The following is a 9,966-nucleotide window of genomic DNA, read 5'->3' as shown; positions in this document are numbered from 1 at the left end:
CGGTAGCGAACAGACTGGTTCGCTACCGCCCGACCTGTTTCATCCTCTCTCCTACCCCACCAGCAGGACGATCACCACGCCCCAGATAATCAGCAGGGTATTCCCCACGGCGTAGGTAATGGTATATCCCATCGCCGGCACATTGCTGCCGAGGGTCTCCTCCACCGCCCCCAGCGCCGCCGTGGTCGTCCGCGCGCCAGAACAACACCCCAGCGTCAGCGCGTCATTGAACCGGAAGAGGTATTTCCCGATGAAAATTCCCGAGATCAACGGAATCGACGTGGCCACGATCCCGACGAGGAGCACGCTCCAGCCCATCTCCTGCAACCCGCGGATAAAGGTCGGCCCGGTCGAAATCCCGACGATGGCGATAAAGACGTTCAACCCGACGTTGTTCATAAACCAGACCGCCGGTTCGGGCAGCCCTCCGAAATCGGGCCTCCGCGCCCGCAACCAGCCGCAGATCAGTCCGGCGATCAGCACACCCCCGCTCACGGTCAGGCTCAACGGGATCGAGCCGATCCGCGTCACCAGCACCCACCCGAAAATCAAGCCTCCGAGGACGATTCCGAGTCCGGCAAAGGTCATACTGCTCTTCGGCGTCTCCGGATCGCTGAATCCGAGCCGCCCGGCAGCCCGTTCGACATCCTGCCGCAACCCCACCAACTCCAGCCGGTCGCCCGTATCCAGCCGACCGTTGCCCAGAACGGGCACCCGAACGCCCGCCCGCGTGATGGAACGAATCATCACGCCATGCATAAAATCGGCTTTCAACAGATCGCGGATCGGCATCCGAGTCGTCTCTTTCCGCCGTCGCCGGCCCCCGACCACCACGGCCAGAGTTTCGACACGGAAGTTCACCAGATCGTTATCCACCACCTCTTCGCCGATCCACTCCTCCTCTTCGATCACGAACTCGCGCCGGCCGCTGACCACGATCTCGTCGCCCCGGAAAAGCATCGTCCGCGGCGTGACTTCGCAAATCCGCCCCCGTTGCCGCAGCCGTTCGACGAAGAGCCGTTTGCCCTGCCGCTGCATCTCGCGCTCGAAATCGGCCACGGTGCGGCCCGGATCGAACCACTCGTTGTCGGCCCGAAAGGCCCGGAAAGTAATCTCCCGCACGGCCGGATTGAAACCGGGCTGGGCACTCATGTCTTCGCCCATCTTGCTCTCCAGTTCGCGGGCGGCGGCCTTCACTTTATCGACTCCGCCCAACAACCGCGGCCCCAATGTCCCGAGCAGCCAGGCCGACCCGGCTGTCCCGTAAATATAGGTGACGGCATAAACGACCGGCATGATATCGTATTTCAGATCGGCCGCATTCGGCATCTCGTGCATGGTGTCGGTGGCCACGCCCAGCACGGCGGACATGGTCTGCGAACCGGCCATGAGTCCGGCCGCCTGTGCGGCGTCGTAGCCCATCACCCACGAGCAGAGCCAGACGGAGCCCAGACAGAGCAGACACAGGACGACGGCAAAGCCGACCTGCGGCAGTCCGTCTTTGCGCAGCCCGCGGAAGAACTGCGGCCCGACAGCGTATCCGACGGCAAAGAGGAACATGAGGAAAAAGAGGGTTTTGGCGGGTTCGGGAATCTCGATTTTCATCTGTCCGACCGCCACGCCGACCAGCAGGACGCTGGTGACGGTGCCTAACGAGAAACTTTTGTAGCGGAATTTGCCGATCCAAAAACCGACTGCCACGGTGAGAAAAACGGCCAGCGCGGCGTTGTCTCGAAAAAACTGAACGAAATCGATACCGGTAAACATAGCGACGATAAATTTCGGAGCGTATAACGTCGTCTATTCGCAGCAATCCGCGTGCCGAAATTCTGGTTTCCAAAGGGATTTTCACCCCGCCCCGGGCTACCGGAACATCTCCTCGGGCGGACTGAACGGAGTTGGCCATGACGGCTACAGTCAATCGACTGCTTTTCGTAACACATACGGGGTGTTCTTATGGTTTGGCTCACAGGATCTCTATCCCACCACAGCAACCTACCGCGTCTTGGGTCTTCAGTTGCGTTGCCTCTCGGAATAAACGCCGCGTGCCCGCGGTGGGCAAAGGGCCGGGTCTACCCTAAAAAATAAGGGCAGCCTCTACCCTAAGCTACTCCAAACAACCGGTAGCCTCTACCCCATTTGTACTCCTGCGGCTCGCAGAATCATACGAGCCAACGTCCCCAGGTCGACAACCGAGAAATAATACACAAATGCACCGCTCGTCCTCGATCTTCGCCCGCTACAAAAAACAAAACCGGGGAAAGACCATGTGTCTTTCCCCGGTTTCCGCGGAGAGAGAGGGATTCGAACCCCCGGTACAGTTGCCCGTACACCGCATTTCGAGTGCGGCCCGATCGACCACTCCGGCATCTCTCCTTTCTGCTGGCGGCATCGCACGGCACAAAGATAACGTTTTATATCGTCTCTTGTTCGTCCGAGCGCAGAAACCGCGCCTGTCGCTGACCCGACAAAACCCGGTCGCCTGATTTTCAAAAGCATCCCGGCTGCCGAAAAAATCCGGACGCCGAAAAACTTCGTTGCGGAGAGGGAGGGATTCGAACCCCCGGAGCCTCGCAGCTCAACGGTTTTCAAGACCGCCGCAATCGACCACTCTGCCACCTCTCCGGGCACAAAAGTAGCGGTTTTTTCTTTTCCTGCAAAACCCGAACGTTTTTCCGACCAAAAACGCACCCGGCACGCAAAAAAAAACGATTAAATACTTGGCGGTTAAGTTTTATCCGTTATATTTGCAACATCCAACAACCGATATTACTAACTTTCTAAACACTAACGGTTATGAATAAATCTCAACTGATCGATGCCATCGCTACGGGTGCAGGACTGACCAAAGTTCAGGCTAAAAAAGCGCTGGAAGCATTTATCGACGTAACGGGCAAAACGCTGAAAGCGGGCGACAAAATCGCGCTGGTAGGCTTCGGTTCGTTCAGCGTAACGAAAAAACCGGCTCGCACGGGACGCAACCCGCGGACGGGGGCTACGATCAAGATCGCTGCCAAGAAAGTGGTTAAATTCAAGGCTGGCGCTGAACTGAACTCGGTGGTGGGGAAATAACACCGGCTACAACGTCTGCGTATCGAGCGCCCGAACGGGGCCGCACCGTCTGAAACAGGCGCGGTGATTTTCGATATGCGGCAATATGTCATTTATTCATGCCGATCGGTTTTCGGAATTACTTCGGAAATCGGTCGGCATTTTCGTATCTTTGCCGCACACACGACTACCGAGACTGACTCCTATGGATTCGAAATATAAAAAGCCCCTTCTGCTGCTCCTGCTCTTCGTCATCGCCCTGCTGACGATCGACCAGACGGTCAAGATCGCGGTCAAGACGCATATGACGCTGAACGAAGCGATTCCGGTCTTTGGACGCTGGTTCTACATCAACTTCATCGAAAACCGGGGAGCGGCTTACGGGATGGAGATCGGGGGGAGCTACGGGAAACTGGCCCTGAGCTTGTTGCGCATCGCGGCGGTGGGAGCGATCGGCTGGTATCTCGTCCGCCTGGTTCGTCGGGGGGCGCCGCGGGGGGTGATCGTCGGGGTGGCGGTCGTGCTGGCGGGAGCGATGGGAAATATTATCGACGCATCGTTCTATGGGCTGATTTTCTCGGAATCGACGCCTTATGCGGTGGCTCATTTCGTGCCGTGGGGGACGGGATATGCACCGTTTCTGCACGGGAGCGTCGTGGATATGCTCTACTTTCCGATCATCGAAATCGAACGGATGCCGTCGTGGGTGCCGTTCATCGGCGGAGAGCCGTACACCTTTTTCAGCCCGGTTTTCAACATTGCAGATGCTTATGTGACGTGCGGATTCGCTTATCTGTTGATTTTCCAGTACAAATATTTCAGGTAGGCTCCACTGGAAAAGGGGGGGACGGAAAACGCGCCGGCCGCTATTTCGAGGTACTTTCGAATAGCGGCCGGCGCGATGTCGTTCGGAGAGGGGGTTATCGTTCCAAAGCCTGTTCGATATCCGCGATGATATCCCCGGCATCCTCGATCCCCACCGAGAAGCGGATCAAATCGGGCGCCACTCCGGCCGCAATCAGCTGCTCGTCCGTCAGTTGACGGTGCGTATGGCTGGCCGGATGCAACACCGATGTCCGGGCATCCGCCACATGGGTCACGATCGCGCCCAGCTCCAAGCTGTCCATAAAGCGAATGGACTCTTCCCGTCCCCCCTTGAGGCCGAATGTCACCACGCCGCACGTCCCGTTCGGCATGTACTTCTGCGCCAGTTCGTAATACCTGTTCCCCGGCAGCCCCGGATAGTTGATCCAAGCCACCTTATCGGTTCGCGAAGCGAGATACTCGGCCACCCGCTGCGCATTCTCGCAGTGGCGCGCCACCCGCAGATGGAGCGTCTCCAGACCGAGATTGAGCAGAAAGGCGTTCTGCGGCGACTGGATGGAGCCGAGGTCGCGCATCAGCTGCGCCGTCGCCTTCGTGATATAAGCCCCTTTGCCGAACGCTTCGGTGTAGGTCAGCCCGTGGTACGACTCGTCCGGCGCCGTGAGCCCCGGAAACTTCGCGGCATGCGCCGCCCAGTCGAAATTCCCGCTGTCCACGATCGCTCCGCCCACTGCGGTAGCGTGCCCGTCCATGTATTTCGTGGTCGAATGGATCACGATGTCCGCCCCCCATTCGAAAGGCCGGCAGTTGATCGGCGTCGGAAAGGTGTTGTCCACGATCAGCGGCACCCCGTGCTCATGGGCAAGGGTCGCAAATTTTTCGATGTCCAGCACATTCAGCCCCGGGTTGGCGATCGTCTCGGCGAACAAGGCCTTGGTATTGGGCCGGAAAGCCTGCGCAATCTCCTCGGCCGGCGCATCTCCGTCCACGAAAGTGACCTCAATCCCCATCTTCTTCATGGTCACGGCGAAGAGGTTGAACGTCCCGCCGTAAATCGCCGACGCGCTCACAAAATGATCTCCCGCCGAGCAGAGGTTGAAGAGGGCGTAAAACGAAGCCGCCTGTCCCGACGAGGTCAGCATGGCCGCCACCCCGCCTTCGAGAGCGGCAATCTTGGCCGCCACGGCGTCGTTGGTCGGATTTTGCAACCGGGTGTAAAAATAGCCGCTCTCCTCCAGGTCGAACAACCGCGCCATCTGGTCGCTGGTCTCGTATTTGAAGGTCGTGCTCTGGTAAATGGGCAATACCCGCGGCTCGCCCTTCTTGGGCTGCCAGCCGCCCTGCACGCACAAGGTCTCGCGTTTGAATCGTTTTTCCATAAAATGGCCGTTTTTTTAAGCTATTCCACGTAACTGCTGTTGTCCCAGCAATGGGTACACAACTGCTCTTTCGGCAAGCCGATGGCGTCCACCACATCCTGCAAGTTCTGGAATTTGAGCGAGGTCAGTTGCAGCTGCTGCCCCATCACTTCGACCATTTTCCGGTATTTTTCGCTGGTGTCGTCGGCATATTCGGCCAATGTCTCGTCCGAGAGTTTGTCCGTCCCCTCCAGATCGCGGATCACGCGTCGGGCATAGAGGTCGAAAGTCGAGCGCGAAGTCGAAAAGTTCAGGAACCGGCACGGAAAGATCAACGGCGGACAGGCGATCCGCATGTGCACCTCCTCGACCCCCACCTCTTTGAGTTTCACGACATTGTCCTTGAGCTGCGTCCCCCGCACGATGGAGTCGTCCATGAAGACGATCTTGGCCCCGCGCGTAAAAGCCTCGTTCGGCAGCAGCTTCATCTTGGCCACCAGATCGCGCATCGCCTGGTTCTGGGGCATAAAACTCCGCGGCCAGGTCGGCGTATACTTGACGAACGGCCGTTTGTAGGGAATCCGCCGGGCATTGCTATACCCGATGGCATGCCCCACTCCGGAGTCCGGAATCCCGGCGGCGAAATCGGCCTCGACCTCCCCGTCCCGCGCCGCCATCGCCGCGCCGCACCGATAGCGGGCATCCTCGACATTGATCCCCTCGTAGTCCGAGGAGGGATAGCCGTAATAAACCCACAGGAACGAGCAGATCTGTTTCCGACTCCCCGCCGGCAGGATGTCGGTAATACCGTCCCGCGTCAGCTGAACCGCCTCGCCCGGCCCGAGGTCTTTCACATACTCGTATCCGAGATTGAGGAACGACGAACTCTCAGAAGCCGCGACATACCCGAAGTCGTTCTTCCCGATAATGACCGGTGTCCGCCCGAACCGGTCGCGCGCGGCGTAAATGCCGTGTTCGGTGAGAATCAGCATCGAACAGGAGCCCTTGATCGTCCGCTGGACGTTCTCGATCCCCTCTTTGAAAGTCTTGCTCTGGCTGATGAGAATCGCCACCAGCTCCGTGGGATTGATCTCCGATCCGGAGAGTTCGGCGAAATGGACGTTCTCGGCCAACAACCGTTCGGCGATCTCGTCCATGTTCTCGATCCGCGCCACCGTAACCACCGAGAAACGCCCCAAATGGCTGGTGACGGTCACGGGCTGCGACTCGAAGTCGCTGATCACGCCGATCCCGATGCAGGAGCCTTCGAATTTCGGCAGGTCGTCTTCGAACTTGTTCCGGAAGTAGCCGTTTTCGAGGCTGTGGATCGACCGGATGAACTTCTCGCCGTTGTAGAAGGCGAGCCCGGCCCGTTTGGTGCCGAGGTGCGAATGATAGTCCGTGCAATAGAAGACGTCGTTGACGCATTCGCGCCGGGAGGCGCAGCCGAAAAATCCGCTCATAGGATGGTGGTATGTGAAAGGTGAGTTATCTGAGCTTGTGCGAAATGAGGTTCATGAACTCCTCGCGGGTCTGAATTTGGGTAAGAAAGGCTCCCGTAAAAGCGGAAGTCGTTGTCGCCGAGTTCTGTTTCTCGACGCCGCGCATCTGCATGCACATGTGGCTCGCCTCGATAACGACAGCCACCCCGAGCGGGTTCAGCGCCTCCTGTATGCAGTCGCGAATCTGTACCGTGAGCCGCTCCTGCACCTGCAACCGCCGGGCGAAGCAATCCACCACCCTCGGTATCTTCGAGAGGCCGGTGATGAAGCCGTTCGGAATATAGGCCACATGCGCTTTCCCGTAGAACGGCACCAGGTGGTGTTCGCACAGCGAGTAGAGTTCGATGTCCTTGACGACCACCATCTGTTTGTACTCCTCCCGGAACTTGGCGGAGAGGAGGATGTCGATCGGCTCCTGGTCATAGCCCTGGGTCATGAACGACATGGCCTTGGCCACGCGTTCCGGCGTCTTGAGCAGCCCTTCGCGGGCGGGATCTTCGCCGAGCAGTTCGAGGATGGCTTTGTAGTGTTCGGCCAGCCGGGCTATTTTTTGTTCGTCGTATTCCATAACCGGTACGAAATTACGCCGCCGCGAAGAGAATCAGCAACTGGGCGGTCAGGATGCGCAGAAACATAGTCAGCGGATAGACCGTCGCATAGCCCACCGCCGGGAGGTCGTTGCCCGCCACGGCATTGGAGTAGGCCAAGGCAGGCGGGTCGGTCATACTGCCGGACAAGAGCCCCGCGAGGGTGAAGTAGTTGATCTTGTAGAACAAACGTCCGACAGTCCCTACGATCAGCAAGGGCACCATGGTGATAATCACGCCATAGCCGACCCATTTGTATCCCCCGCCGTCTACGATGGTCTCCACGAACCCCTCGCCCGCACCCAAGCCGACGCCGGCCAGAAAGAGCGCAATCCCGATCTCGCGCAGCATGAGGTTGGCGCTCATCGTAGTATATGTCACCACTTTATATTGCGGCCCGAAGCGGCTGATCAGGATGGATACGATCAGCGGTCCGCCGGCCAGCCCCAATTTTAGCGGCTGGGGAATCCCGGGCAGCAGAATCGGAATGCTCCCGAGCAAAACTCCGAGGAAAATCCCGATGAAGATCGGAATAAGATTAGGTTCGCGCAACCGCCGCATGGAGTTCCCCAAGACCTTAGTCGCCTCGGCCACTCCGATCTCGGTACCGACCATGGTCACCCGGTCGCCCATCTGGAGATGGAGGTTCCGGTTGGCCACCAGATCGACCCCGGCCCGATTGACCCGCGTAATATTGATCCCATACGTGCTCCGCAACCGGAGGTCGCCCAACCGTTTTCCGTTGAGCTCCGATTTGGTGATCATCACGCGGCGCGAAACGAACTGGCTGTCCAGCTTCTCCCACTCTTCGAAAGCCATGTCGAGCTTATGCCCGAGGAACGCCACCAGCGCATCTTCATCTTTGTGTGCCGCAATCACGAACAACTTATCACCCAAGTTCAGCTCGGTGTTGTTGCTGGCGATCTCCGTGCGCCCGTCTTTCTGGTGGCACACGCGCGAGATGACGAATGTCCGGTCGATCAGGCTCGAAATATCGCCCACCGTCCGTCCGGCAATGGTCGGATTCTCCAGCACGATCGAGATGCGCTGCGCCCCCGCGTCGTCCTGATCGCTGTGGTTGGCCGCCGCAGCCTCCTTGTCCAGCCGAATGCGGAAAATCAGCCGCAAAGCCATGATCGAAACGATAATCCCGATCACCCCCAGCGGATAAGCCACGGCATAGCCCAGCGGAATCGACGGATCGCTGACGCCTTTCATATCGGTATAGGCCTGCTGCGCCGCCCCGAGTCCCGGGGTATTGGTCACGGCTCCCGACAGCACTCCCACCATGGTGGTAATCGGAATCCCGGTCACCACGTGGATGATATAAGCAATGGCCACCCCGATCAGCACGATCGCCGTGGCCAGCATATTCAGCGTAAAGCCCCCCTTCTTGAGCGACGAGAAGAACCCGGGCCCCACCTGCAACCCGATGGAGTAGACGAAGAGAATGAGCCCGAACTCCTTGACGAAGTGCAAGGTGGTCGGGTCGATACGCATGCCGAAATGGCTCAATGCGATGCCGACGAAAAGAATCCAGGTGACGCCCAGCGAAATGCCGGCGATTTTGATCTTCCCGAGCGCGATCCCGGCAGCGATGACCAGCGCGATCAGCAGGATCGAATGGGCCACGCCGCCTCCGAAAAAGAGATTATGTATCCACTCCATAAACTTTCCGAAATTAAAGAGGGGACAAAGGTACGCTTTATTTTGATTCGGTATACCGATTTTCGGCCCGAAAACGCGAAAGGCCGAATCCCGCCGCCCCGCCCCTGGAACCGCAGCATCCGACCTCTGTCGAAAACCGTGTGCGTCCGAACGCCGAACGCCCTATCTCAGGTACTTTTCATACCAATCGACCTTGCGCCCCGTGCTCACCCGGCCGTTTTTCTGCATCTTGCCGACCTTGAGCTTGATCCCTGCCGTGACCGCTCCCGTAAAGCCGTATCCGCCCTCGACGAAGAAGCAGAAATTACCCTTCCCCATCTCGACCCCCACCGGCGACACCTGCCAGCCGAAGATCGCCTTCACGGTCTGGTCCTGGTCGATCGACACCCACCGATTCCCCACGCCGAACCCGATACCCGCCCGGGTGTAGACCGACAGCCAATTGTTCCGCACCCAGTTGATCCGCAAGTTGGGCAACAAGGTGAACCAGTCGTCCTTCTGTCCGCCCGAGATGTCTTCCGACCCGCGCACGCAGGGCTGCCACCCCTTGCTGTGCGAATAGACGAACGGCACGTTGAGCTCCAGCCACGGCGTAATCTCGTAGTTGATCCCCAGGCTGACCGTCCCGAAGCAGCCGGTCACCTTCGACGGCGGATCGACCACCGTAGGCGAGTTATTCTCGACGAACGGAAAACGTTTGTTGGCATAGCTGGAGTTGGCCGTAATCGGCGAATAGCCGTAGCCGAAAGTAACCGCGAGCCGGCTCCGCCGGATTTTCTGAGGCTGGACATAGACCTTTTTGCCGGTCGAATCCACGACCCGCGGCGTGAACGGCGTCACGACCCGCTGAGCATACGCCTCGCCGACCGCCGCAGCCCCGACTGCGGCCAGAGCAAGAAGCATTGATTTAAATCTCATGATATTTATAAGTTTAAGTTGCGTTTTGAATATCCCAAAGATAGCATTAAATTTGAA

Annotated in this window: 8 protein-coding genes and 2 tRNA genes; 2 read left to right on the top strand and 8 right to left on the bottom strand. The window is 58.6% G+C overall.

Features of this window, described 5'->3' with window-relative positions; translation table 11 throughout:
- Window positions 1-51: 51 nt before the first annotated feature.
- The 3 genes from aspT to QZ302_RS03670 form a co-directional block, all read right to left on the bottom strand.
- On the bottom strand, window positions 52-1,767 hold the full coding sequence (gene aspT, locus QZ302_RS03680) for an aspartate-alanine antiporter (protein WP_294592617.1): 1,716 nt from the start codon (window positions 1,765-1,767) through the stop codon (window positions 52-54).
- A gap of 522 nt (window positions 1,768-2,289) precedes the next feature.
- Window positions 2,290-2,376 (bottom strand) — tRNA-Ser (locus tag QZ302_RS03675).
- Between the two features lie 164 nt (window positions 2,377-2,540).
- Window positions 2,541-2,625: transfer RNA gene (locus QZ302_RS03670), tRNA-Ser, on the bottom strand.
- A gap of 171 nt (window positions 2,626-2,796) precedes the next feature.
- Here QZ302_RS03670 and QZ302_RS03665 point away from each other — a divergent pair.
- Both QZ302_RS03665 and QZ302_RS03660 read left to right on the top strand, forming a co-directional pair.
- A complete protein-coding gene (locus QZ302_RS03665; protein ID WP_294592615.1) occupies window positions 2,797-3,072 on the top strand; it encodes an HU family DNA-binding protein in 276 nt (91 codons plus the stop codon).
- A 184-nt stretch (window positions 3,073-3,256) separates the two neighbouring features.
- Window positions 3,257-3,877 (top strand): lipoprotein signal peptidase, encoded by a 621-nt coding sequence (locus QZ302_RS03660; RefSeq protein ID WP_294592613.1) that lies wholly within the window; start codon window positions 3,257-3,259, stop codon window positions 3,875-3,877.
- A 94-nt stretch (window positions 3,878-3,971) separates the two neighbouring features.
- On the opposite strand, the gene QZ302_RS03655 is transcribed toward QZ302_RS03660, so the two are convergent.
- The 5 genes from QZ302_RS03655 to QZ302_RS03635 form a co-directional block, all read right to left on the bottom strand.
- Entirely contained in the window at window positions 3,972-5,255 is a 1,284-nt protein-coding gene (locus tag QZ302_RS03655) for an O-acetylhomoserine aminocarboxypropyltransferase/cysteine synthase family protein (protein WP_294592611.1), read from the bottom strand.
- Between the two features lie 20 nt (window positions 5,256-5,275).
- Window positions 5,276-6,697, bottom strand: a complete 1,422-nt coding sequence (locus QZ302_RS03650) for an amidophosphoribosyltransferase (protein ID WP_294592609.1) — start codon at window positions 6,695-6,697, stop codon at window positions 5,276-5,278.
- 25 nt (window positions 6,698-6,722) lie between these two features.
- Window positions 6,723-7,304, bottom strand: a complete 582-nt coding sequence (gene folE, locus QZ302_RS03645; protein ID WP_294592607.1) for a GTP cyclohydrolase I FolE — start codon at window positions 7,302-7,304, stop codon at window positions 6,723-6,725.
- Window positions 7,305-7,317: 13 nt separating this feature from the next.
- On the bottom strand, window positions 7,318-8,991 hold the full coding sequence (locus QZ302_RS03640) for a putative transporter (protein WP_294592605.1): 1,674 nt from the start codon (window positions 8,989-8,991) through the stop codon (window positions 7,318-7,320).
- 162 nt (window positions 8,992-9,153) lie between these two features.
- A complete protein-coding gene (locus QZ302_RS03635) occupies window positions 9,154-9,909 on the bottom strand; it encodes a hypothetical protein (RefSeq protein ID WP_294592603.1) in 756 nt (251 codons plus the stop codon).
- Between the last annotated feature and the right edge of the window lie 57 nt (window positions 9,910-9,966).

The organism is uncultured Rikenella sp. (assembly GCF_910579375.1).
Taxonomy (GTDB): Bacteria; Bacteroidota; Bacteroidia; order Bacteroidales; family Rikenellaceae; genus Rikenella.
The sequence above is the reverse complement of the archived record's forward strand: the minus strand, read 5'-3'. Positions and strand labels throughout refer to the sequence as shown.